The 23,931-nt window shown below is 60.1% G+C and carries 19 protein-coding genes; 6 read left to right on the top strand and 13 right to left on the bottom strand.

Annotation, left to right across the window (positions count from 1 at the left end; all coding sequences use genetic code 11):
• Window positions 1-3: 3 nt before the first annotated feature.
• From AC522E_RS03150 to AC522E_RS03140, 3 genes are read left to right on the top strand one after another with little or no spacing between them, the layout of a single operon-like run.
• Entirely contained in the window at window positions 4-951 is a 948-nt protein-coding gene (locus AC522E_RS03150; RefSeq protein WP_500748943.1) for an ABC transporter permease, read from the top strand.
• Window positions 948-1,817 carry an ABC transporter permease gene (locus tag AC522E_RS03145; RefSeq protein WP_500748942.1) on the top strand — a complete coding sequence of 290 codons (870 nt, stop codon included), beginning with the start codon at window positions 948-950 and terminating at the stop codon, window positions 1,815-1,817. Before AC522E_RS03150 ends, AC522E_RS03145 begins: the two co-directional genes overlap by 4 nt.
• Window positions 1,818-1,839: 22 nt before the next feature.
• Complete coding sequence (locus AC522E_RS03140) at window positions 1,840-3,633, top strand: gamma-glutamyltransferase family protein (protein ID WP_500748941.1); 1,794 nt, start codon at window positions 1,840-1,842, stop codon at window positions 3,631-3,633.
• A 166-nt stretch (window positions 3,634-3,799) separates the two neighbouring features.
• Here AC522E_RS03140 and AC522E_RS03135 read toward each other — a convergent pair whose 3' ends face one another.
• The 7 genes from AC522E_RS03135 to AC522E_RS03105 all read right to left on the bottom strand — a co-directional run bounded on the left by AC522E_RS03135 (window position 3,800) and on the right by AC522E_RS03105 (window position 12,223).
• The gene (locus tag AC522E_RS03135; protein WP_500748940.1) at window positions 3,800-5,032 is read right to left on the bottom strand and encodes a phenylacetate--CoA ligase family protein; all 1,233 of its coding nucleotides are present in this window, start codon (window positions 5,030-5,032) and stop codon (window positions 3,800-3,802) included.
• A 38-nt stretch (window positions 5,033-5,070) separates the two neighbouring features.
• Window positions 5,071-5,901 carry an ABC transporter ATP-binding protein gene (locus AC522E_RS03130; RefSeq protein ID WP_500748939.1) on the bottom strand — a complete coding sequence of 277 codons (831 nt, stop codon included), beginning with the start codon at window positions 5,899-5,901 and terminating at the stop codon, window positions 5,071-5,073.
• Window positions 5,902-5,978: 77 nt separating this feature from the next.
• Window positions 5,979-7,301, bottom strand: coding sequence for an ABC transporter substrate-binding protein (locus tag AC522E_RS03125; RefSeq protein WP_500748938.1), 1,323 nt, complete (start codon window positions 7,299-7,301; stop codon window positions 5,979-5,981).
• 79 nt (window positions 7,302-7,380) lie between these two features.
• The gene (locus AC522E_RS03120; protein WP_500748937.1) at window positions 7,381-8,466 is read right to left on the bottom strand and encodes a branched-chain amino acid ABC transporter permease; all 1,086 of its coding nucleotides are present in this window, start codon (window positions 8,464-8,466) and stop codon (window positions 7,381-7,383) included.
• An 11-nt stretch (window positions 8,467-8,477) separates the two neighbouring features.
• The gene (locus AC522E_RS03115; protein ID WP_500748936.1) at window positions 8,478-9,434 is read right to left on the bottom strand and encodes a branched-chain amino acid ABC transporter permease; all 957 of its coding nucleotides are present in this window, start codon (window positions 9,432-9,434) and stop codon (window positions 8,478-8,480) included.
• 9 nt (window positions 9,435-9,443) lie between these two features.
• Entirely contained in the window at window positions 9,444-10,244 is an 801-nt protein-coding gene (locus tag AC522E_RS03110; protein WP_500748935.1) for an ABC transporter ATP-binding protein, read from the bottom strand.
• Window positions 10,241-12,223, bottom strand: a complete 1,983-nt coding sequence (locus AC522E_RS03105; RefSeq protein WP_500748934.1) for an AMP-dependent synthetase/ligase — start codon at window positions 12,221-12,223, stop codon at window positions 10,241-10,243. Before AC522E_RS03105 ends, AC522E_RS03110 begins: the two co-directional genes overlap by 4 nt.
• A 381-nt stretch (window positions 12,224-12,604) precedes the next feature.
• Between AC522E_RS03105 and AC522E_RS03100 the strand changes: the two genes are divergently transcribed.
• Genes AC522E_RS03100 through AC522E_RS03090 form a run of 3 tightly spaced genes read left to right on the top strand, consistent with a single transcriptional unit; the run spans window position 12,605 to window position 14,317 of the window.
• The gene (locus AC522E_RS03100; protein WP_500750571.1) at window positions 12,605-12,964 is read left to right on the top strand and encodes a COG4315 family predicted lipoprotein; all 360 of its coding nucleotides are present in this window, start codon (window positions 12,605-12,607) and stop codon (window positions 12,962-12,964) included.
• A gap of 34 nt (window positions 12,965-12,998) precedes the next feature.
• On the top strand, window positions 12,999-13,508 hold the full coding sequence (locus AC522E_RS03095; protein ID WP_500748933.1) for a sigma-70 family RNA polymerase sigma factor: 510 nt from the start codon (window positions 12,999-13,001) through the stop codon (window positions 13,506-13,508).
• The gene (locus AC522E_RS03090) at window positions 13,505-14,317 is read left to right on the top strand and encodes an anti-sigma factor family protein (RefSeq protein ID WP_500748932.1); all 813 of its coding nucleotides are present in this window, start codon (window positions 13,505-13,507) and stop codon (window positions 14,315-14,317) included. The genes AC522E_RS03095 and AC522E_RS03090 overlap by 4 nt, the downstream gene beginning before the upstream one ends.
• A gap of 20 nt (window positions 14,318-14,337) precedes the next feature.
• Here AC522E_RS03090 and AC522E_RS03085 read toward each other — a convergent pair whose 3' ends face one another.
• From AC522E_RS03085 to AC522E_RS03060, 6 genes are all read right to left on the bottom strand, one after another.
• Window positions 14,338-14,592 carry a formate dehydrogenase subunit delta gene (locus AC522E_RS03085; protein WP_500748931.1) on the bottom strand — a complete coding sequence of 85 codons (255 nt, stop codon included), beginning with the start codon at window positions 14,590-14,592 and terminating at the stop codon, window positions 14,338-14,340.
• 20 nt (window positions 14,593-14,612) lie between these two features.
• Window positions 14,613-15,395, bottom strand: coding sequence for a formate dehydrogenase accessory sulfurtransferase FdhD (gene fdhD, locus AC522E_RS03080; protein ID WP_500748930.1), 783 nt, complete (start codon window positions 15,393-15,395; stop codon window positions 14,613-14,615).
• Window positions 15,396-15,441: 46 nt separating this feature from the next.
• Entirely contained in the window at window positions 15,442-18,285 is a 2,844-nt protein-coding gene (gene fdhF / locus AC522E_RS03075) for a formate dehydrogenase subunit alpha (protein ID WP_500748929.1), read from the bottom strand.
• An 11-nt stretch (window positions 18,286-18,296) separates the two neighbouring features.
• Window positions 18,297-19,853 (bottom strand): formate dehydrogenase beta subunit, encoded by a 1,557-nt coding sequence (locus AC522E_RS03070; RefSeq protein ID WP_500748928.1) that lies wholly within the window; start codon window positions 19,851-19,853, stop codon window positions 18,297-18,299.
• On the bottom strand, window positions 19,850-20,326 hold the full coding sequence (locus AC522E_RS03065; RefSeq protein ID WP_500748927.1) for a formate dehydrogenase subunit gamma: 477 nt from the start codon (window positions 20,324-20,326) through the stop codon (window positions 19,850-19,852). Before AC522E_RS03065 ends, AC522E_RS03070 begins: the two co-directional genes overlap by 4 nt.
• Before the next feature lie 820 nt (window positions 20,327-21,146).
• A complete protein-coding gene (locus AC522E_RS03060) occupies window positions 21,147-23,699 on the bottom strand; it encodes a cadherin domain-containing protein (RefSeq protein WP_500748926.1) in 2,553 nt (850 codons plus the stop codon).
• Window positions 23,700-23,931: the final 232 nt, after the last annotated feature.

Below are 23,931 nucleotides of genomic sequence, written 5' to 3'. Positions count from 1 at the left end.
CGCATGCTCCGCTATATCGCCAGACGAATCCTGATTGCCATCCCGACGATATTGATCGTGTCGGTGCTGGTCTTCACCCTGCAGCAGCTCTTGCCCGGAGATCCCGTACTGACCCTGGCGGGCGAGGAGCGCGATCCTCAGGTCCTGGCGTTTCTTCGCGAGAAGTATCGCCTCGACGATCCAATTCCCGTGCAATACTTCGCTTGGTTCACCCAGGTACTCCAGGGAAACCTGGGAGTGTCCTTGCGAACGGACATTCCCGTCCTCACTCTCATTCTCGGCAAGCTGCCAGTGACGATCGAGCTGGCTATACTGGCAATGGTCATTGCGTTGGCCATCGGCATCCCAGCCGGAATCATTTCGGCAGTTCGGAAAGGTACTTCAATCGATTATGCCGCCAACGTGGTTGCGTTGTCAGGCTTGTCGATTCCAAACTTCTGGCTCGGAATCCTTCTCATCATGCTGGTATCCGTGCGCTGGAAATTGCTGCCTGCCTCAGGCTTCGTCCCTCCCAGCGAAGATCTCTGGCTGAACATCAAGACCATGATCATGCCGGCTTTCGTGCTTGGTACAGGCCTTGCAGCCAGCTTGATGCGCCATACGCGAAGCGCCATGCTCGGCGTCCTGCGTTCGGATTACATCCGAACCGCTCGCGCCAAGGGATTGCTTAGCCGCGTCGTGATCATGAAGCACGCCCTGCGAAACGCCCTTATGCCCATCATTACCCTCTCGACTCTGCTCTTTGGCGAGTTGCTCGCCGGCGCCGTTTTGACCGAGCAGATCTTCACGATTCCCGGCTTCGGCAAGCTCGTGGTCGACGCGGTCTTCAACCGCGACTACGCCGTCGTTCAGGGCGTCGTCCTGTGCACGGCCGTTGGCTTCATCGTCATGAATCTGCTCGCCGATGTCCTGTATGTTCTGGCCAATCCGCGCCTGAGGCACGCCCGATGACCCTTGCCATCTCCGAAGATGTGGCACTTCCGAAGAAGCGCAATCGCATCCTCGCTAAATTCCTGAAGAACCGCAGTGGCCTCTTTGGAGCCGGCATCGTCCTGTTCTTCGTCGTCGTTGCGATCGTTGCGCCAATGGTTTCTCCGTTCGATCCGGTCAAGCCGAGCTTCATGACGATCCGCAAGGCACCGTCCGCCGCTTTCTGGTTCGGCACAGACGAGTTGGGGCGCGACGTATTTTCACGAATGCTGTGGGGAACGCGGGCCTCGCTTTCCGCAGGCGTCATCTCCGTGACGATTGCGGTACTGCTCGGTGTCCCGTTCGGCCTCGTCGCCGGCTATTTCGGCGGCTGGATCGACGCAGTGATTTCTCGAGCCACGGAAGCGATGCTCGCCATCCCGTTCCTGATCTTCGCCATTGCGCTCGCGGCCTTCCTGGGCCCAAGCTTGAGCAACGCCATGATCGCCATCGGTCTCTCGGCCATGCCGATCTTCATTCGTCTCACACGCGGCCAGGTTCTTTCCATCAAGACTGAGGATTACGTCGAGGGCGCGCGCGCAATCGGCCTACCGAATTTCTGGATCATCCTGAGGTATATCCTGCCAAATGTTGTTCCCCCGATTCTCGTCCAGGCGACCCTCACGATTGCCAGCGCCATCATCGCCGAGGCCAGCCTCTCGTTTCTCGGCCTCGGCCAGCAACCGCCAAATCCGTCCTGGGGTTCCATGCTGAATACGGCCAAGAACTTCATGGACCAGGCGCCGTGGATGTCCTTTTTCCCCGGCTCCGCCATCTTCCTCATCGTGCTCGGCTTCAACCTTCTAGGCGACGGCCTGCGCGATGCTCTGGATCCTCGCGAAAACTAACGTCTCACTTCGGATCAGATACATGTTCACCACTCGACCTGAAATCCTTGGCACTTTTGGTGTCGTCACCTCGACCCATTGGCTTGCCTCCGCAGCCGGAATGTCGATTCTTGAGAAGAATGGCAATGCGTTCGATGCCTGCGTCGCGTCGGCGTTCGTACTGCAGGTTGTCGAACCTCATCTTGTCGGGCCCGCAGGCGAGGTCCCGGCGGTCTTCTATTCAGCACGAACCGGGAAGGTGGAGGTCCTCTGCGGCCAGGGAACGGCCCCGAAGGGCGCTACTATCGATCATTACAGGCGCGAAGGCCTGGCCCTGATCCCGGGCAATGGACTCCTCGCGACCGTCGTTCCCGGAGCCTTCGATGCCTGGATGATCCTGTTGCGCGATCACGGGAACCTCCGTCTGCGTGATGTGCTCGAGCCCGCGATCTATTACGCCGAAAAGGGTCATCCGCTGCTTCCGCGGGTGGCGGACACGATCAAGGGGCTGAAGGGCTTCTTTGAAGCCGAGTGGCCAACCTCTGCTGCTGTATTCCTTCCTGGCGGAAATGCACCGGAGCCGCGCAAGCTGTTCCGCAACCCGCAGCTTGCGGAAACCTGGAAGCGCATTCTGCGAGAGGCCGAAGCGAAAGGGCGCGACCGTGAGGGTGAAATCGAGGCTGCGCGAGATGCCTTCTACAAGGGCTTTGTGGCCGAGGCAATCGATCGCTTCGCACGCAGCCATGAGGTGATGGATCAATCCGGCGCTCGCCATCGCGGCGTGATCACCGCGGATGATTTGGCCTCGTGGTCCGCAAGCTATGACACACCGCTCACCTATGAATACCATAATTACCGGGTCAACAAGATTCGGCCGTGGGGACAGGGTCCCGTCTTCCTTCAGACGTTGGCTCTCTTGAAGGGCTTCGACCTCGAGGCCATGGGGCCGACAAGCGCACCCTTCGTCCATACTGTCGTTGAGGCGATGAAGCTCGCCTTTGCCGACCGCGAAGCCTATTATGGGGATCCGGATTTCGTAAAAGTCCCTATAGAGACCCTCCTCTCCGATACCTATTCGGACGAAAGGCGCAAGCTGATCGGCGAGAGGGCATCGCTCGAGCTTCGTCCGGGTCATGTGGAAGGGTACGAACTTCAGGTTGAGCGTGCACTAAAGGCGCTTCGCGACCTCTCCACGACGGACCGGAAGGTGACGGGCGGCGAGCCGACCTTGGCGTCCATGCGATCTGCCCGTCGAGGCGACACAGTTCATATCGACGTGGTCGACCGCCACGGTAACATGATCGCAGCCATGCCGTCCGGCGGCTGGCTGCAATCATCGCCGGTCATTCCTGAACTTGGCTTCATGCTCAACTCGCGCGCGCAGATGTTCTGGCTGGAGCCAGGCCTTCCGGCAAGCCTGGAGCCCGGCAAGCGACCGCGTACGACCCTTACTCCTACCCTCGCGGAGAAGGACGGCGAGCCCTATATGGTGTTTGGTTCGCCGGGCGGAGACCAGCAGGAGCAGTGGCAGCTGCTGCTCTTCCTCCGCCATGCCCACCATGGCCTCAATTTGCAGGAAGCCATTGACCTGCCCATGGCCCACACGGCGCATTTCCCGTCATCGTTCTATCCGCGCGAGCAGAAGCCGGGGCATCTCGCGATCGAGGAAACCTTTGGCGCCGAGGTTCTCGACGACCTGCGATCTCGCGGTCATGACATTGAAGCGATGCCGGCCTGGACCGTCGGGCGTCTGGTCGCGGCAAGTCGGGATAAGGATGGAATGCTCCACGGTGCGGCGACACCGCGGTTGATGCAGGCTTATGCGGTCGGTCGGTAGGTCGAGATCTTGGGAGAGCGAGCGCCTACAATAGAGCGGCTCTCCCAAACATCACGACGTGCTCGACATTGGCACAACGTGCGGAGAAGTCGGCCCGGATTTCAGCAACAGGCGATGCGCCAATCGCTGGCCGGAGCTTCGGGCGGATCCGCTTTCGGTCGATGCTCTAATCGTAGCTTCGCTCATCCACGATGATCTTGCCATCGTTCGGCAGCGACCCAGGCGGAACGACCGCGACATGCCCTTTCAACTTCGTTAGGTCCTGGAGCGCGACGGCAATCTCCGACGCGATATCCGGATCGGAGAGCGACGCTTCGACGTTCAATGTCATGACATCGGTTTCATTTTCCCGGGTCACGACAAGTCGGAGGCGACCAAGCCCAGGGTGACGGCGGCCGATTTCCGCGATCTGCTCGGGCCTTACAAACATCCCTTTTACCTTCGTGGCCTGATCGGCGCGACCCATCCACCCCTTGATGCGCATATTCGTACGACCACAGGGGCTTGGTCCGGATAAGATGGCAGTCAGGTCTCCGAGCGCGAGACGAATCCACGGCCGCTCCGGATCAAGCGTGGTCACGACGATCTCGCCTACATCGCCGTCGGGAACAGGATAGCCTGTTCCGGGGCGCACGACCTCCACGATAATGTTCTCGTTGACGACAAGCCCTTCGCGTGCGGAGGTTTCGTACGCGATGAAGCCAAGATCTGCCGTCGCATAGGCCTGAAAAGCAGCGATCCCCCGGTTGGCGAACTCCTCCTGGAGCGATTTCGGGAACGCCGCGCCGGATACCAGCGCCCGCCGGATGGACGTGAGATCCCGCCCAGCCGCCTCCGCACCATCGAGCAGGATTTTGAGGAAATCCGGAGTGCCCGTGTACGCGGATGGTCGATACGCCTCGATCAGTTCGTACTGCTGCTCGACATTGCCGGGACCGGCCGGAATAACCGGGCATCCCAGGGCCCGCGCTCCCGAATCCATGATGAAGCCGCCCGGCGTCATATGGTAGCTCAAGGTGTTGAGCACCACGTCACCCTTGCGAAGGCCTGCCGCGTGCAGGCCTCGTGCGGCACGCCAGGTGTCCGGCTCCGTGCTTTCCGGTTCGAAGATCGGTCCTGGCGACGTAAAGAGTCGTCCAAAGGCATTTTTCGGAGCAGGTACGAAGCCACCAAATGGAAGTGCAGTTCTCTGGAGACCAGGCATTTCCGCCTTGCGCAGGATGGGCAGACGCGCAAGCGCCTCGCGGCTAGAAATCGAAGCGAGATCAATTCCCTTCAGTCGCGCGGCGTAGGACGGCGCGTGAACGGCTCGCTCCAAGACGCTCGGAAGACGGGCGAAGAGATCCGCTTCGCGCGCGGCGGGGTCGCGCGTTTCAAGCCTGTCGAAAAACTCGGTCACCGGTCTTGCTCTCTATCCTTGAGTACAGGTGAAAGGTGTCAGGCGAGCCAGCGCTTGCGGCGCTTGTAGCTCTTCACCTCCCGAAACGATTTCCGATCTCCTTCGGAAACACCGAGGTAGAATTCCTTCACATCCTCGTTCTCGCGCAACATGGCAGCTGGGCCATCCATGACAACACGGCCCGTTTCAAGGATATAGCCATAGGTTGCGTATTTCAGCGCCATATTGGTGTTCTGTTCAGCGAGGAGAAATGACACACCTTCTGATTCATTGAGCTTGCGGACAATCTCAAAGATCTCTTCCACGATCTGGGGAGCGAGACCCATTGATGGCTCGTCCAGCAAAATCATCTTTGGTCGAGACATCATCGCCCGTCCAATTGCACACATCTGCTGTTCGCCGCCTGACGTGTAGCCTGCCATGGAGCCGCGTCGCTGCCTCAGACGTGGGAAATAGTCGTAAATGTTTTCAAGATCGCGCCGAATCGCGGCGTTCCCGTCGCGGCGCGTGAAGGCACCGGTCAGGAGATTTTCCTCGATCGTCAGATGGCCGAAGCAATGGCGCCCTTCGAGGACCTGAATGCAGCCGCGACGTACCAGTTCGTTGGGGGACAGCTTGTCGACCCGCTTTCCATCGAACGCGATGCTGCCTTTTGTTACCTCCCCCCGCTCCGCATGAAGCAGATTCGATATCGCTTTCAGGGTTGTCGTCTTACCTGCCCCATTGGCACCTAGAAGCGCGACGATTCCGCCACGCACAACGTTTAAGGACACACCTTTGAGGACAAGGATCACGTGGTCATAGATGACCTCGATATTGTTGACTGAGAGAACGAGATCTTCAGCCTTCGCCTGAGCCGCCTGTTCCACCGCGATTTCCTTATCAGGGCTGCGCGCGGACAGGACCCGATCCCGTCCACGCACCTGCTGCGTTACTCAAAGGGAAATTAGCTTGCCTTGTCGCAGGCCTCCGTCCGCTTGGGCCAACCTGCGTTCTTTTCCGCATAGTCCTTGGCAGCCGCATCGAGCTGCGCCCGCACGCGGTCGCCCATGGGCTCGATGGGATTGGAGATCTTGACCCATTTCGTGCCATCCCACTCCTGCATAAAGGCGGGACGGTGGCCGTTGTGGTCGCTGCAGGACAGCGCAATCGCATCGGTAAAGCCTTCGAGCCCAAGCGCTTTGAGGCGAGCAGGATCGAGGTTGATCGTCTCCATGCCGCGGCGGACATCCTCGCCCGTCACGGCCTTCTTGCCCGTGAGCTTCTGAGCGTTCGCGATGGCTTCGGCGATCAAAAGCGAATTATAGACGCCGCGGTTATAGAGCAGTTCGCCAACCTTGTCCTTGGAAGCCTTCGAGAGTCCTTTGTCGACCACATTCTTGAGAATGTCCTGCAGGGCGGGATAGGTGGTTCCGACGCCATGCCAGTTGAGCATCTTGAACCCCTTGGCGCCGGCGCCCCCGCTCCTGGCATCGTCCTCTCCCGGCCACCAGACGGAGAGAAACTTGTCCATGGGATAACCGGAACGGACGGCCTCTTTGATGGCGCCGCCATTCATGGAGCCCCATCCCCACATCACCATGTAGTCCGGACGGTCGCGACGGACGCTCAACCACTGGGACGACTGATTCTGCATATCCTGCGCAGCCACAGGATAGAGCTTTACTTCGAACCCGAGTTCCTTTGAGAGTTCTTCAAGCAGCGGAATTGGCTCTTTTCCGAAGCTGGCGTCGAGATGAAGGAAGCCGATTTTCTTGCCCTTCAACTTGTCGAGTCCGCCCTCCTTCTCGCCGATATACTTGACGATCATCGACATGCCGTCCCAGTAGGTGCTTGGCGGGTTGAAGACCCAGGGAAAGATGTCACCGCGTGCCGAGGCCGACAGACCATATGCCATCGAAAGGATGGGGATCTTGTCCACAGCCGCACGGGGAATCAAAGGCAAGGTAATGCCTGTCGACCACGGATTGACGATGACAGGATTCTTACCCTTCACCGCCTCGTAGCATTCGACGCCCTTCTTGGTATCATATCCCGTTTCGCATTCTTCGATGACGAGCTTGACCCCACCAATACCGCCATCGCGCTGGTTCAGCATTTCAAGGTAATCGTGCATGCCGTCGGCGATATGAGTACCCGATCCAGCAAAAGGCCCCGTCCGGTAGGTGAACAAGGGCACGTAAATGGAATCCTGCGCGACCGCGGGAAGCGCCGCACCTCCCATCAGCGTTGCAACGGCCAATCCAAGGCCCATTCTACGTAAAGACATCTGCCTTTCTCCCATATTGTCCGGCTGAACCGGTCGTTGTCGAGCGATGTCTCCTTGGCTTAGCGGCGTCCCAGCTACCTTAGTAGGGAAACGGCCAGACCAGGAGCTTCTGTTTGCCGATCTGCCAGAGCCGCGCGAGTCCGTGTGGTTCGACGATCAGGAAAAATATGATGAGCGCGCCCACGATCATGAAGCGCAGATGCTCAATGGTCTCGGAGCCGACTGAGAGCCCGAAGGGCGAGAGCATGATTGGCAGTACCACGCCAAGCAGAATTGGCATGATGAAGATGAGGGCGGCGCCGAAGAAGGACCCGATAAGGCTGCCGAGTCCTCCGATGATCACCATGAACAGAATGAAGAAGGATTGATTGATGTTGAAGACGTCGTACTCGGCACCGCCGTACCAGAGAAATACCATGAGCGCTCCTGCCACCCCGCAGAAATAGGATGACACGGCAAAGGCCATAAGCTTTGTCCGAAGCAGGCGGATTCCCATCAACTCCGCCGCGAGATCCATGTCCCGCACAGCGATCCACATTCGCCCGATGCGACCATGCACGAGGTTCGATGCGAACCACGTCAACAGGATTACCAGGGAAAGGACAACGAAGTAGCGCGTCTGCGGCGTCGCTGTGGCACCGACGACCGGGATGCCGAAAACAGTCCGCAAGGGAGCATCGAGCGCTCCTGACACATTGTAGTTCACGAGCCACGGTATGCGGATGAAGCACCATTGCAGGAAGAACTGAGCGGCCAGTGTCGCAACAGCAAGGTAGAAACCCTTGATGCGCAGGGAAGGTAGCCCGAAAAGCGCGCCGACAACGGCCGAAAAGAGGCCGGACACAAGAATCCAAATGATGACGTTCACATCAGGGAAAGCCGTCATGAGCTTATAGCATGCATAGGCACCGACCCCCATGAATGCGCCGGTGCCGAGCGACAATTGGCCCGCGTAGCCAGTCAGGATGTTAAGACCAATGGCTGCGAGCGAGAAGACGAGAAAGGGAATCAGAACGGCCTGAAGGAGGAAGTCACTTCCGACGAAGGTGAGTCCGTAGGCTGCTAGGATGATGACAGTCAGCCCGATCCGATCTTCCCGCAGGCGGAAAACCGCCATGTCGGACGAATAGGTGGTTTTGAACTGTCCCGCTTCACGATAGAGCACGCGTCGTTCCCTCAGATACGTTCGATGATGCGCTCCCCGAACAGCCCTTGCGGCCTGTAGAGGAGGAACAGCAGTGCAATGACATAGGCAAGCCAGGTATCGATCCCGCCGCCGACGAGCGGACCCCAATAGAACTCACCCAGCTTCTCCCCGACTCCGACGATCAGGCCGCCGATGATGGCTCCGGGGATCGAGGTGAAACCACCCAGGATAAGCACGGGAAGTGCCTTCAGGGCGATGATCTGGAGAGAGAAGGAGACGCCTGATCGGGCGCCCCACATGATGCCCGCAACGAGGGCCACGATCCCGGCAGCGAACCAGACGATGACCCAGATCTGGTTCAGGGAGATGCCGACGGATAGAGCAGCCTTGTGACTGTCGGCAACGGCGCGCAACGCGCGACCGATCCGCGTCTTCGAGAAGAAGACGGCAAGAAGCCCGATGATGAGTGACGCAATTATGGCCGCCGCGATATCGAGATGCTGGAAGCGGACCGATCCGCCAAAAATGGTCAGTTCCGTCGTGCCTTGAGGCAGAAGGAGGGCATCAGTAATCATTTCCTTCGGAGAACCGCCGAAGACCAACTCGCCCAGACCGATCAGAAGATAGGTCAAGCCGAAGGTCGCCATGAAAAGAATGATGTCCGGCTGGTTGACGAGAGGGCGAAGAACGATCCTCTCTACCGCCATGGCGAGAAGCAGCATCACGATCGCGGTAAGAATGAGCGCCATAAAGGCGGGAATGCCTTTTTCGTAGAACCAGATCAGAGTCAGCGCGGCAAAGACGACCATGATCCCCTGGGCGAAATTGAAGACACCGGACGCCTTGAAGATCAGGACGAAGCCAAGTGCTATCAGCGCGTAGAGAACGCCGGACACAAGGCCCTCCCAGAGGGTCTGCACCAAAAGGTCCGGGGCTTCCCCCATGAAGATGAAGGGTTCCACGAGGACCTTGTAGAAAATATCCATGTGTCCTCCTCAATGCGCCACGCCGAGATAGGCGTCGACGACGCGTGGGTCGCCTTTCACCTGTTCGGGTGTCCCGTCCGCAATCTTTCGACCGTACTCCAGCACGACAACCCTGTCGGAGAGATCCATAACCACGCCCATGTCGTGCTCTATGAGCGCGATCGTCGTCCCGAACTGCTGGTTCACTTCGACGATAAAGCGGGACATGTCCTCCTTCTCTTCGAGATTCATTCCAGCCATAGGTTCATCGAGCAGGAGTAGATCCGGCTCCATGGCGAGGGCACGCCCAAGCTCCACACGCTTTTGCAATCCATAAGGAAGTCGGCCGACCGGGATGTGGCGAATGTGCGGAATCTGAAGGAAATCAATGATGTCCTCGACCACCTTCCGATGTGAGACCTCCTCCCGCAGGGCGGGGCCGTGACGGAACAGTTGCCAAAAGAAGCTCGCTCTCATCTTGAGGGAGCGTCCGGCCATGATGTTGTCGAGCGTCGACATGCTCTTGAAGAGGGCGACATTCTGAAAGGTACGCGCGATGCCCCCGCGCGCCGCCTCATGCGGCCGCATCTTTCGCCGCGTCTCCCCCTTGAAGGTAATGCGGCCTTCGGTCGGATAGTAGAAGCCGTTAATGCAGTTGAGCATCGAGGTCTTCCCGGCACCGTTCGGACCGATAATCGCCCGAATCTCGCCTTTCCTGATATCGAATGAAACGTCAGTGAGTGCTTTCACGCCTCCAAACTTCAAGGACACGTTCTCGACGGCTAAAAGCGTATCGTCCGTGCCTGCCGTCTGTTGTGCGAAGGGTCTCATTCCGCTGCCTCCTGCAGCGCAACGCCTTCTTTGTAGGGATGAGGCGCCATATCGCGCAGCTTGACGCGCGCGGAGATTGCTCCCTTGCGTCCGTCCTCGAATGTCACCTCCGTGGTGACGTCGGTTTCCAACGACCCATCGTAAAGCGCCTGGATCAGAGTGGCGTATCGCTCCGCGATGAAGCCGCGCCGAACCTTCTGGGTACGGGTCAACTCCCCATCGTCGGCATCCAGTTCTTTGTGCAGAATCAGGAAACGCTTGATTTGCGCTCCGCCCATGCGGGGCTCCGCGGCCAGGGAACAGTTGACCTCATCGACGTGCTTCTCGATCATGTCATAAACCAGCGGGTGGCCGGCAAGCTCCTGGTAGGAGGCATAGGTCACCCCGTTGCGCTCCGCCCAGTTGCTGACGGCGACGAGGTCGATATTGATGAAGCATCCGACATAGTCGCGCCCATCGCCGAAGCATACCGCCTCCTTGATGTTCGGATAGAACTTGAGCTTGTTCTCGATGTATTTCGGCGGGAAAAGCGAACCGTCACGCAGCCGCCCCACATCCTTCGCTCTATCGATAATCTTCAGGTGGCCGGCGGCATCGAAGAATCCTGCGTCGCCCGAACGTACGAAGCCATCCGGCGTCTTTGTTTCCGCCGTCTTCTCGTCGTCCTTGTAGTAGCCGACGAAGACGCCGGGCGACCGGTAGAGCACCTCGCCGTTCTCATCGATGCGAATCTCGACCCGCGGCGCGGGCCTTCCGACGGTATCGGCGTGAATCTCCCCGTCGGGCTGCATGGTAATGTAGACGGAGGCTTCCGTCTGCCCATAGAGTTGCTTCAGGTTGACGCCAATGGAGCGATAAAACCGGAAGATCTCCGGGCCGATGGCCTCGCCGGCTGTGTATCCCACCTTCAACTTGGTCATGCCGTAGCGATTGCGCAGCGGCGCATAAACCAGGGCATTCCCCACATGCCAGACGAAGCGGCCCCAAAGGCCGACGCCTGCGTCCCGGTTGAGGATCCTTTCACCGACCCTTGTCGCGTGGTCGATGAAGTACTTGAACATGCGCCGTTTGAGCGCTCCGGCATCCTCCATACGGACCATCGTGAGCGTCAACATGCTTTCGAACACGCGGGGCGGTGCGAAGATATAGGTAGCCCCGACCTCCCGCCTGTCGTCGGCGATCGTCTCCGGGCTTTCGGGACAGTTTACGCAAAGCCCTGACAGAATCGCCTGGGCATACGAGAAAATATGGTCCCCCACCCATGCGATCGGAAGATAGGCGATGATCTCGTCGGTCTCATCGAGATTGTCGAAATTGCATCCGATCTCTGCCGCGGCGATAACGCTGTCGAACGTCAGCATCACTCCTTTCGGGCGGCCTGTCGTCCCTGAAGTGTAGAGGATGATCGCAAGATCGGACCCCTTGCCGGCCTTGAGCTCCCGCTGGAACAGGGCTGCGCTCTCGCCGTCCTTCAGCCTGTCACGTCCCCGCTCGATAACCGATCGGATCGAATGCAGGCGGCTGTGGTCGTAATCTCGCAGTCCCCGATCCTCGTCGTAAAGAATGCGGTCCAGTTCAGGCAGCTCGCCTGAGACGGAGATCAGCTTGTCGACCTGCTCCTGATCCTGAACGGCGGCATGGGTGACACCGGCGTGAGCGAGGACGTACGACATCTCCTCGGCGACGGAATCGGCATAAACCGGGATCGGTGTCGCTCCAATCCACTGAGCCGCCATGATCGTCCAGTAAAGATAAGGACGATTGTGGCCTATGACAGCGATTTTCCCACCACGGCGCAGGCCGAGTTCATGGAGGCCGGCGGCGTAGGCCAGGACGATCTCGTGGACCTCCGCCCAAGTCCACGATTGCCAGATTCCGAGATCCTTGTGGCGAAAGGCGGTCCGCTGCGGGCGAACGCGTGCATTGCTGACAATCAGCTTCGGAAATGTATCCTCGCGCGAGTCAGCAATCGTCGTCACCGACGCCTCCTCTCCGGACACAGCGCGCCTGCTGAGCGTGCCATGCGGCTTCGTTTCCTCTGCGGCGCAGTTTTTCCTACGCACTCTGCCGGGCTCGCCCGGCTCTTACCCAGTACTGGGCTTTGTTGCCGGGCATTCTGTATCGCCACCAGGCTTTCCACAAGACCTAGCCATCCCTTGGCGACCACTACGATGGACTAATGCGTCTATCGGTTCGGATGGACAGCCGGATATCTGACCTCGGTTGGCATTCGCGAAAAAAAATCAGCAAAGAATACATATGTCTCCGGAATAAAGGGGCAATCTCGTCGTCTCAATAGGTGGGTCAATACCGGCCCAGGGAGAAAAACCGTGTTGAAATCGACATTCTGTACGGCTGTCCTGTTCGGCGCTCTGCTCGGCGCGAGCGTCGCGGCTGCCCAGACCGCAACACCGGCGAAGATTGCAGAGACCTCAAAAGGCAAGGCTCTCGTCGATATGAAGGGCATGACCCTCTACACCTTTGACAAGGATGCTACGGGCAAGTCCAACTGCAATGGAACTTGTGCACAGAACTGGCCCCCCCTCATGGCCGACGCCAGCGCGAAGGCGTCAGGGGAATGGAGCCTCGTGAAGCGTGACGACGGTTCAATGCAATGGGCCTACAAAGGCAAGCCGCTCTATACATGGGTTAAGGATACAAAGCCTGGCGAGACAACGGGCGATGGCGTCAATAACATCTGGCATGTTGCTGCGCCCTAAGATCCGGATGAACCCAGGGTAGAAGGTACCTGTCTTGGACGAGATCGCCGCCCTTCTCGAACCGCTCATTCCGAGTTTACGGCGTCACGCCTGGGCCCTCTTGCGCGACAGTGAGGCGGCCGACGATCTTGTCCAGGATACCCTCGAGCGCGCGATCGGCAAGTGGCACTCGCGGCGACGGGATGGCGGACTCAAGGCTTGGCTCTTCGCGATCCAGCACAACCTGTTCGTAGATCGGATACGGCAACAGAAGCGGCGGGGTATCCAGGTCGGCACGGACACGCTTGTCGATTGGGCCTCCCCGGAAAGCGCCCCCGACGAGCAGCCGGGCCTGCAGGATATCCTAACAGCCCTGGACGCCCTGCCAGAGGAACAGCGCTCGGTCATGCTGCTCGTGAGTGTCGAGGATCTTTCATATGAAGAAGCGGCCAAGGCGCTCGCCGTCCCGGTTGGGACGATCATGTCCCGATTGAGCCGGGCACGGGAGAAAATGAGGCGGTTCATGGAAACCGGGCGGATGACGGTGCTCAGGAGAGTGAAATGACGACTGAGCTCCCGATCGGCGAAGACGACCTTCAGGCTTACGTGGATGGCTATCTGCCCCCCGAGCGCAGGGCTGCTGTGGAGTCCTATCTCGAAAACCATGAGAGGTCCGCCGCACAGGTCGCCGCTTATACCCAGCAGCGGGAGGCGCTGCGTCAACGCTTAAGCGCGAAGGCCAGCGAACCCATTCCAGCCCGTCTCCGGGTTGCCAATATCATGGCCGGTCACCGTCGCGGGTTCTCTCGGGCGTGGACGGCCACGGCCGCGGCCGCTGCATGGCTCATTGTGGGCTCGGTCATTGGCGCTGCCGGCCACGCCTGGATCACGTCTCAAGTCACGCCGGGCCCTGTGGAGACACGACGAGTCGCGCAGGATGCGATGGCAGCCTACCGGACCTATGTGGTCGAAACGGCCCATCCAGTTGAGGTCGGTGCCAATCAGGAAGCTCATCTGGTGCAGTGGCTCTCCCGTCGCCTCGGCAAGCGGATCAAGGCTCCCGATTTGACGCAGCAGGGATTCCATCTCGTCGGCGGCCGATTGCTTCCTGCAGGATCGTCCCCGGCTGCTCTCTTTATGTATGAGGACAGCAAAGGGAAGCGTCTGACATTCTACGCGCGTCCGGACAGCGGCAGTCAGCCGACCGCCTTCCGCTTCGAGGCACAGGGCGACATAGCTGCGTTCTCGTGGATCGATCGCGACCTGTCTTACGTGGTTACGGGCAGCACCGATCGCGAAACGCTCTTGTCGATCGCCGAGACGATCTATCGGCAAGAGGATCCGCAGCCCCCGACACGCAGGGACAACCTCTAGACGTCGCGCCCCCGCATTGTTCAACCAGCATCCCGCCCTTGCGGGTCAGGTTGGCTTGGGCCGGCGGCGGGCTTCTCGACAGAACCCTTTGCAGTTGGAAAAGTCCGCAGTGCTAGGAGGACGAGAGGATCGATCCCGTTTCCCTCTTCCCATGCACAGCTCATGATGGCGTCCCTCATATGGGGCGTCCAAAAAGCGGCGAGATGATCATGAATCCCGGCAATAGCCTGTTCTTCCGGGTAGGACCTGAAGAACCCCGCGATCTGGTTGGCCATATGGATCAGCTTTTCGGAGCTCATGAGGACACGCCCTGTTGATCGATACGCTCGAGGCCATGAAATACTGTCATCGTGTCATGGCGAGCGATGGCGATGAGGGTCATATCATGGAGACGTGCCCGATCCAGTGCGAGCGATGTCGGCGCTGAGATCGCCACGAGCGTTCTCGCACCGAAGGCCGCGACTTTCTCAACGAGCTCAAAGGAACAACGACTGGTTACGATACAGAAGCCTCGGCTTGGCACAATGCTGCTGCGGCACAGGGCCCCGATCAGCTTATCCAGGGCGTTATGTCGGCCTACATCCTCTCGGACGAACAGGATGTTCCCTTCAAGATCCGACCACGCGGCCGCATGCACAGCGCGCGTCGACTCGTTGAGCGGCTGGTTGCCCTCGAGCGTGTTGAGAGCCTTGCGGACGGCAGAAGGCGCCAGTGTTGGCGCAGGCTCCGCGGGTGGACGTGCCTTTGGAAGTGCCCCTAGATCATCGATTCCACACAACCCGCACCCCGTACGGCCGGCAAGGGCACGTTTTCGGGCCAGATGCGCATGCAGCCCCTCAGCCGAAAGATCTATGAGCAGCCGGATGCCGCGCTCCTCCCTCTCGACGTGAATGGAGCGGACGTCGTCCACACTTTCGACGATGCCTTCAGTGAAACTGAAACCGATGGCGAAATCCTCAAGATCGGCAGGGCTTGCCATCATCACCGCAAATGGAATTCCAGCGTAGATGACGTTGATAGGTTCTTCCGTGGGTATCGTTCGTAGGCCGGGACTGCAGCCGTCGCGGTCAAAGGACACGACGGATGTCGTAACCTCCTGCGCCAGAGGAAATGTTGTCTGAACCTTATTCTGCCGCATCGAGGTTGCTTTCGATACGCTTGAGGCTGTGGGCTTCCTCGGCGAACCGCGCCTGCCAGTCGGACATTCTGTTGGTGCGACGCACCTGCACAGCCGTCACCTTGTACTCCGGGCAGTTGGTGGCCCAATCGGAGAAATCGGTCGTCACGACATTCGCGCCGGTCTTGGCGTGATGGAACGTCGTATAGACGACGCCGGGCTGCATGCGCTCGCTGATGAGGGCGTGGAGCGTGATATCACCCGAGCGACTTTCCAGGGCGACCAGGTCGCCGTCTCGAATGCCGCGACTTTCTGCATCGAAGGGATGGATCTCAAGGACATCTTCTTCGTGCCAGCGGCTGTTCTCAGTACGGCACGTTTGAGTTCCGACATTATATTGCGTGAGGATGCGCCCCGTCGTGAGCAAAAGGGGAAAGCGTGGGCCCGTGCGCTCCTCAGTCGGCACGAACTCGGTCAACATGAACTTGCCCTTGCCGCGTACGAACCGATCCACATGCATCGTCGGTGTGCCGAGCGGAGCGGCGTCATTGCACGGCCACTGTACCGAACCGAGACGCTCAAGCTTTTCATAGGAAACCCCAGCGAATGTCGGTGTCAGACGAGCGATCTCGTCCATGATTTCGCTCGGATGCCCGTAATGCATCGGATAGCCGAGAGCATTCGAAAGCGCCATCGTCACTTCCCAGTCCGCCATGCCTGCGAGTGGCGGCTGCACTTTGCGGACGCGGTTGATCCGTCGTTCAGCGTTGGTGAAGGTTCCATCCTTCTCGAGAAACGAGGATCCCGGAAGGAAGACATGAGCGTATTTGGCGGTCTCGTTCAGGAAGATATCCTGGATGACGACACACTCCATCGCTTTCAGACCAGCCGTGACATGACGGGTATCGGGATCGGACTGCGCGATGTCCTCACCCTGGATGTAAAGTCCCTTGAAACGCCCATCGACCGCTTCATCCAGCATGTTGGGGATCCGGAGGCCCGGTTCGCTTTGGAGCGGAACATTCCACAGTGCCTCGAACATGTGGCGGGTTGCGTCGTCGGAGACATGGCGATAGCCGGAGAATTCGTGCGGAAACGATCCCATGTCGCAGGATCCCTGAACATTGTTCTGTCCGCGTAGAGGATTCACGCCGACGCCGATGCGTCCGAGATTTCCCGTGGCCATGGCAAGGTTCGCCAGGCCCATGACCATCGTCGAACCCTGGCTGTGCTCGGTGACGCCCAGCCCGTAATAGATCGCGGCATTGCCCCCGGTCGCATAAAGGCGCGCTGCTGCGCGGATATCAGCGGCCGGAACACCCGTCAGCGGTTCGACGGCCTCCGGGGAATGCCGTTGCTCCGCGATGAACCGCGCCCAGGATTCAAACTCGGCAATCTCGCAGCGCTCGCGGACATAGGTCTCATCGACAAGACCTTCGGTGACGACGACGTGAGCAAGAGCATTGATCAACGCGACGTTCGTGCCTGGGAGCAGTTGGAGATGATAATCCGCTGCGACATGCGGCGACCTCACCAGATCGATCCGCCGCGGATCGATTACGATCAGGCGCGCTCCTTGCCGCAATCGCCTTTTCATGCGCGAGGCAAAGACCGGATGCGCCTCCGTCGGGTTGGCGCCGATGACGACGACCACGTCGGCATGGGCGATAGACGCGAAATCCTGCGTGCCTGCCGACGTACCGAGCGTTGTCTTGAGGCCATATCCCGTCGGTGAGTGGCAGACGCGAGCACATGTATCGACATTGTTGTTGCCGAACGCGGCGCGGACCAGCTTTTGGACCAGAAAGGTCTCCTCGTTAGTACATCTGGACGACGTGATCCCGCCGATCGAGTCACGGCCATATTGCGCCTGGATACGCTTGAAAGCGCTAGCCGTATGAGCGATTGCCTCGTCCCAGGATACGATGCGCCATGGATCGGTGATCTTTTCCCGGATCATCGGCGTGGTGACGCGATCCTTGTGCGTCGCATATCCCCATGCGAAGCGGCCCTTGACGCAGGAGTGGCCTTCGTTGGCCTTCCCATCCTTGTAGGGAACCATGCGCACGAGAGTATTGCCCTTCATCTCTGCCTTGAAGGAACAGCCGACCCCGCAATAGGCACAGGTGGTAATCACCGAGTGTTCGGGTTTTCCAAGTTCGATGACGCTCTTTTCGTTCAGGGATGCCGTAGGGCAGGCTTGGACGCAAGCGCCACACGATACGCATTCGGACCCGAAGAAGTCGGACCCTCCTGGAGACATGCGAGAATCGAACCCTCGCCCCTGGATGGTCAAGGCGAAGGTCCCCTGCACCTCCTCGCAGGCACGCACGCAGCGCGAGCACACGATGCATTTGGAATCCTCGAACGCGAAATAAGGATTCGAGACGTCGTCGGGAGCGTCGAGATGGTTTTCTCCCTGGTAGCCGTATCGGACTTCCCGCAAGCCCACGTCGCCTGCCATGTCCTGCAACTCGCAATCGCCGTTTGCCGAACAGGTCAGGCAATCGAGAGGGTGATCGGAGATATAGAGTTCCATGACGCCACGCCGCAGATCGGCAAGCCTCTGCGTGTGGGTATGGACCACCATGCCCTCCGTCACGGGTGTCGTGCAGGAGGCGGGCGTCCCGTGACGTCCCTCGATCTCGACGAGACAGAGGCGACAGGAGCCGAACGCCTCAAGCGAATCCGTCGCACAGAGTTTCGGGATTTTCGTGCCCATCATCATGGCCGCGGCCATGACGGACGTCCCGGCCGGGACGGAGATCTCCTGACCATCGATCGTCAGCGCAACCATCGCTTCCGATCCGGAGATTGGCGTGCCGTAATCGGTTTCCTGGATGAGGGCCATCGAAACGCTCCTTACTCGGCTTCGGCAGGCTGACGTGGCGCCTTGTCGAAATCTTCCGGAAAATGGGTCAAGGCGCTCAGCACGGGGACGGGAGTGAGTCCACCCATGGCGCAAAGCGAGGCATCCGTCATAAGCTGACACAGATCCGCCAGGACAGCGAAGTTCCGCTCGCGCTCGGTTCCGGCGAGGATGCGATCCATGACCTCGACGCCCCGAATGGCACCGATACGGCAGGGTGTACACTTTCCGCAGCTCTCGGCGGCGCAGAATTCGAACGCGAAACGTGCCTGCCGGGCGAGATCGATGCTGTCGTCGAAGACGACGATGCCGCCATGCCCGAGCATGCCTTTCGCGTGTGAGAGAGCCTCGTAGTCATAAGGCAGTTCGAGCATGGCTTCCGGGAAGTAGGCTCCAAGAGGGCCGCCGACCTGCACCGCTCTCACAGGTCGGCCGGTTGCCGTTCCACCCCCGAAATCGTAAACGAGTTCGCGCAGCGTGGGTCCGAAGGCGAGTTCGATGAGCCCGCCCTGCTTGACGTTTCCAGCCAGTTGCACCGGCATCGTGCCGCGGGAGCGACCCATGCCGTAACCGGCATAGGCCTTCGCGCCATGAGTCATGATCCACGGAACGGCGGCGAAGGTCAGAGCATTGTTGACAACGGTCGGTCTTCCAAAAAGGCCCTTGAAGGCCGGCAAGGGCGGTTTGGCGCGGACGACGCCGCGTTTGCCTTCCAGGCTGTCGAGAAGGGATGTCTCCTCGCCGCAGATATAGGCTCCTGCCCCCAACCGTGTTTCAAGTGTAAAGGCGCGCCCGGATCCGGCGATGGAGGGCCCGAGATAGCCGGCCTCCGCTGCGATCTCGATGGCGCGATTCATGGTTCGAAACGCGTGTGGATACTCGGAACGGATATAGACAAAACCCTTCGTCGCGCCGACGGCGAGACCCGCAATCGTCATGCCTTCGATCAAACAGAAGGGGTCGCCCTCCATGAGCATCCTGTCGGCAAACGTGCCACTGTCGCCCTCGTCCGCGTTGCAGACTACATATTTCCGGTCCGCATCGAGATTCAGGACCGTGTCCCACTTGACCCCGGTCGGGAATCCCGCGCCGCCCCGTCCCCGCAGGCCGGAGCCTTTTACCTCGGCAACCACGGCTACAGACTCAAGGCTCAGAGCCCGCTCGAGCCCCTTGAACCCACCGTGGATCCGATAATCGTCCAGGGACAGCGGATCGACGATGCCGCATCGGGCAAAGGTCAGGCGGGATTGGCGGGCGAGGTAAGGATGATCCTCCAAACGCCCAAGTCTCCGCGCATGGGGAGCGCCGAGAAGGAAACCTGCCCCGAAGAGGCTTGGAACCTCGGCAACATCGAGTGGCCCGTAGGCGATCCGTCCCTCCGGCGTTTCGACCTCCACGAGAGGCTCGAGCCAGAAGAGTCCGCGCGATCCGGTTCGGACAATCTCGACAGCCTCCCCTCGCCTGGCCGCTTCATCGACGAGAATGCGGCTGATCCCCTCCGCCCCGAGCGCCAGGGAGGCTGAATCCTGGGACAAGTAAACTCTGGTCATCGGTCCCTCGCCTCCTGCGCAATGGCGTGAAGCTTTTCGCCATCGAGACGACCTATGGGCTCCCCATCATAGAGGGCGGAGGGTGAACAGGCGCAGAGGCCGAGGCAATAAACGCTCTCGATCGTAAGGCTGCCATCTTTGGTCGTCCCCCCCCAATCGACCCCCTGTTGGGCCAGGAAGTCGCGAGAGAGGGCAGCGCCGCCCATCGACTGGCACGCTTCCGCACGGCAAATCTTGAGGACGTGCCGGCCCGGCGGCGTGCGGCGGAAATCATGATAGAATGTAACGATTCCATGGACTTCGGCCCGCGACAGGTTGAGCGCGGAGGCGACGAGAGGAATGGCTTCGTCGGGAATGAACCCGAACTCGCGCTGGAGGGCGTGAAGAATGGGCAGGGCGGCCCCATCCAGCATTGAATGGTTCGCAACGATCTCCCTCGCCCGGACATCGTCCCACTGAACAGTCTTGGGCATCTTCTCCCCTGTAGCCGTGCTGAATCGGAAGGACTGATCGGATTCAGCATTCGGTACTATAGCCGGTTCGGGCTGCGATTGAAGAATATCCCGGGCGGACGCCAATCATCGGCAAGACCGCCTTGGCGGGTCATTCCTCGCACCGGTTCCAAGCGGGAGGACAGCCCGTTCGATGCCACTGGTTCGGCCACGGGACCGACTGGGCTGGCTCTGAAGGGGTCAGGGCTACAAAGCTTCTGGTGGAGTTTCCGGGATTGGTCCCGACCTCTCCCTGCACGAAAGAAAGACCGCGAATGGGGTACCGGATCCGGAGCGTGGATCGACACACCGTTGGCCAAGGCCGGTTCCCAGTGCATCAGAGGCTGAGGGCTTCTCGGCTTCGTATCGCGAAGGCCGGGGAGATTGTGTCCGGACGGACAATTCCGCCACCGGCTGCCGGCATCCGGAGCCTCCAGCGTTGCAACAGAATGCAGAATCTGAAAGGGGCCGGTTGGGTCAGGCTGGTTCATGGACCCTGAGTGATACCGGTAGCTTGGAGCGGCTCGAGTTCCGCAGAATCGCAACTCTCTTCCGTGGTCTCTGCTTGCCGCATTTTCGAGCGGAAGATCGGTCTTCCACTTCCTGCCGACACGGCCTCTGGATCCCGAAAATGCTCCGCCGGCGGGGCCGGCCCGACAACGCACGTCAATCCGACCGGCTGCCCAGCGTTCCTCAATGTTGAAGCCCCGGAGACGAGCCCCGGGGCTTCCTAGGATGCGCCGCCCGAAGGCGTGTTCATCGAATGGATCCAAAAGTGAAAACCACCCTTGGATCCGTCGCCCTAGATGAAGAAGAATTCCTTGTAGGTGAAGTTCTTCAAGGCCTTGTTGCTGGTGAAGCTGGCGATGGCGATGCCGGCCTTGGATCCGGAGCCGTCGGCATCGTAGTACAGCACCCGCTTGTGGCTGTCGTAGACGAAGAAGTCGTCCTTGTCCTTGGCGTGGTCGAGACTGAAGAACTTCGACGCCATCTTCAGCGGCTTGGTCTCGCTGCCCTTCTTGATCGCGGCGTAGAGCGTCTTGTTCGCCTTGAACAGGGCATTGTCGAGCCAGATCGTGTCGTCCTTGACCGAGTAGTCCCGGATCAGGTCCTTGTTCTTCGACTTATGGAACTTGGTGTCGAACACGAAGGTGTCCCTGCCCTTGCCGCCGGTGAGCTGGTCGTTGCCCAGCCCGCCCCACAGCTTGTCGTTGCCAAGCCCGCCGCCGAGCCTGTCGTTGTACTTGCCGGCCTTGAACACGTCGTGGCCGGCCGTGCCCGCCGTGACCTCGCGGGCGACGTCGGTGACGCCGATCGCGAAGGTCTGGCTCGCGACCCCGCCATGGCCGTCGGAGACCTGGACGGTGACGGCGTGGGAGCGGGCCTGCTCGAAGTCGAGGCGGAAGCCGTCGGCGACCAGGATGTTGTGGCCGGAGAGCACGAAGCGGCCGCCGGCATTGTCGGTGAGCGCATAGGACAGGGCATCGCCGTCCGCGTCGGTGGCCGAGAGGGAGCCGATCAGCGTCCCCGCCGCGGCATATTCCGCCGCGGACCGGCCCCCCGACAGCGCCACCCCCGAAGGGGCATGGTTCGTCGTCGGCGTGTCATCGACATCGCTCAGGTTGATGCGGATGACCTGCTCGGAGGACATGCCGCCTTCATCGGTCGCAACAACCTTGATCTCGTGGTATTTGGCGCCTTCGGGAAGCGCCTCCCAATCGAGTTTGGTGCCGTCCACCACGAGGATCTTCGTCTTTGTCGCGTCCAACTTGAACCGGCCGCCCGCGCTGTCGCTGAGGGCGTAGGTCACCGCCTGCCCTTCCGGATCATGGGCGGTCAGAGTACCCACTTCCGTATTGGTTGCCGTATTCTCCGCGATCGTGACGGCTGTCGCAGCATTGAGCCTGACATTGTCCGGCGCCTCGTTGACTTCGGCGATGTTGATCTTGAAGCCCTGGGTGGCACTTACGCCGCCCGCCTTGCCGTCATCGGCCTTCATGTAGACCATGACGAATTTCTGATTGGCGGGAAGCGCCTCGTAGTCGAAGCCGGCCTTCAGCTTGAGCTGCTTGGTGCCGTTGCCGTCGTCGACGATCTCGAACAGGTTGTTCGCGTTGCCGGCAACCGTGTTGTCGAAGCTCCAGGTGAACGCAGTGTCGTTGTCCGAGTCATGAGCCGTGAGATTGCCGGCAAAGGCGGCATTCTCATTGACGGTGACGACCGTTCCGCCGTTCAGCTGGAGCTGATCCGGCGCATGATTACCTGCGACCACATCCGTCACCGTGATGGTGAAGGTCTGGTAGGTCGACAGGGATCCTGCCCCACCGTTCTTGTCGGAGACCTTGAGCGTGATCTCGAAATTCTGATTGCCGGTCCCGTCGGGTAGTGCCTTGGCAACCGTGAGGTGTCCAGAGGCGTCGACGGCGAACAAACCGCCAGCGTTGGCAGCATTGCCCTGCGCATCCTTGAGCTCATAAACAAGCCCGCCCTGGCCATCCTCCGGGTCGTGAACCGCAAAGACGCCGACCTCCGTTGCGACCTGCGCATCCTCGGAGACCTGGCTCGACGACAGGCTGTCGATGACAGGGGCACTGTCCGCATGCGCGGTGGTGTGCACCGTCACCTGACCGGTCACCGGCGTCGGATGCGTCGCATCCGTCGCCGCGATCGTGAACACCGTATCGACCGCAGGGCTGTTCGCCGCCCGGTCGGTCGGGTTGAAGCTCAGGCCCTGAAGGGTCGCCTGGATCGCCGCCGCCGTCCCGGTGAAGGTGTAGCTCGCGATCCCGCCCGTCACCGTCTTGGTGCCGAGGCCCGTGCCGCTGAGCACGCCGTCCGCGTCGGCAAACGTGAGCGTCACCGTCGTGGTGTCGTCGTTGGTCAGCGTCACGCCCGCAAACGGGGTCACCGCCGCGCCGTTGTCGACCGCATTGACCGTGCCGCCCGCCGTCACCGTCGGCGCCGCGTCACCATGCGCGGTGGTGTGCACCGTCACCTGACCGGTCACCGGCGTCGGATGCGTCGCATCCGTCGCCGCGATCGTGAACACCGTATCGACCGCAGGGCTGTTCGCCGCCCGGTCGGTCGGGTTGAAGCTCAGGCCCTGAAGGGTCGCCTGGATCGCCGCCGCCGCCCCGGTGAAGGTGTAGCTCGCGATCCCGCCCGTCACCGTCTTGGTGCCGAGGCCCGTGCCGCTGAGCACGCCGTCCGCGTCGGCAAACGTGAGCGTCACCGTCGTGGTGTCGTCGTTGGTCAGCGTCACGCCCGCAAACGGGGTCACCGCCGCGCCGTTGTCGACCGCATTGACCGTGCCGCCCGCCGTCACCGTCGGCGCCGCGTCGACGGTTTCATTCACAACATCATTCAGATCAACTTGAAAGTTCGACTGAAGAACCGTCTTTCCAGAACCATCCACCAGTTTAAATGAGATTTGCGGATAAACTCCAAACCAGTTTTCATCCTCGTAATCAAATGAGCTTCCTGCTTTGGCGACGAGATACCACTTGTTATTCACGGTATCTATTTCAATTTCGAAGTTATTATTGGGATTATTGGCCCATACGATCGACGAGAAATTTGTAGCCTCC

The organism is Microvirga sp. BF8, from assembly GCF_059888585.1.
This window is presented reverse-complemented; position numbering and strand designations above follow the sequence as displayed.

What these genes read in the sequence shown, in the direction of transcription:
- AC522E_RS03085 (WP_500748931.1), bottom strand. Translation starts at nt 14,592, where the DNA reads ATGGCCAACCAGATCGCGGGGTTCTTCAGGTCCTACCCGGAAGAACAG.
- AC522E_RS03065 (WP_500748927.1), bottom strand. Translation starts at nt 20,326, where the DNA reads ATGCCCAAGACTGTTCAGTGGGACGATGTCCGGGCGAGGGAGATCGTT.
- AC522E_RS03070 (WP_500748928.1), bottom strand. Translation starts at nt 19,853, where the DNA reads ATGACCAGAGTTTACTTGTCCCAGGATTCAGCCTCCCTGGCGCTCGGG.
- AC522E_RS03110 (WP_500748935.1), bottom strand. Translation starts at nt 10,244, where the DNA reads ATGAGACCCTTCGCACAACAGACGGCAGGCACGGACGATACGCTTTTA.
- AC522E_RS03145 (WP_500748942.1), top strand. Translation starts at nt 948, where the DNA reads ATGACCCTTGCCATCTCCGAAGATGTGGCACTTCCGAAGAAGCGCAAT.
- AC522E_RS03150 (WP_500748943.1), top strand. Translation starts at nt 4, where the DNA reads ATGCTCCGCTATATCGCCAGACGAATCCTGATTGCCATCCCGACGATA.
- fdhF (WP_500748929.1), bottom strand. Translation starts at nt 18,285, where the DNA reads ATGGCCCTCATCCAGGAAACCGATTACGGCACGCCAATCTCCGGATCG.
- AC522E_RS03125 (WP_500748938.1), bottom strand. Translation starts at nt 7,301, where the DNA reads ATGTCTTTACGTAGAATGGGCCTTGGATTGGCCGTTGCAACGCTGATG.
- AC522E_RS03115 (WP_500748936.1), bottom strand. Translation starts at nt 9,434, where the DNA reads ATGGATATTTTCTACAAGGTCCTCGTGGAACCCTTCATCTTCATGGGG.
- AC522E_RS03140 (WP_500748941.1), top strand. Translation starts at nt 1,840, where the DNA reads ATGTTCACCACTCGACCTGAAATCCTTGGCACTTTTGGTGTCGTCACC.
- AC522E_RS03090 (WP_500748932.1), top strand. Translation starts at nt 13,505, where the DNA reads ATGACGACTGAGCTCCCGATCGGCGAAGACGACCTTCAGGCTTACGTG.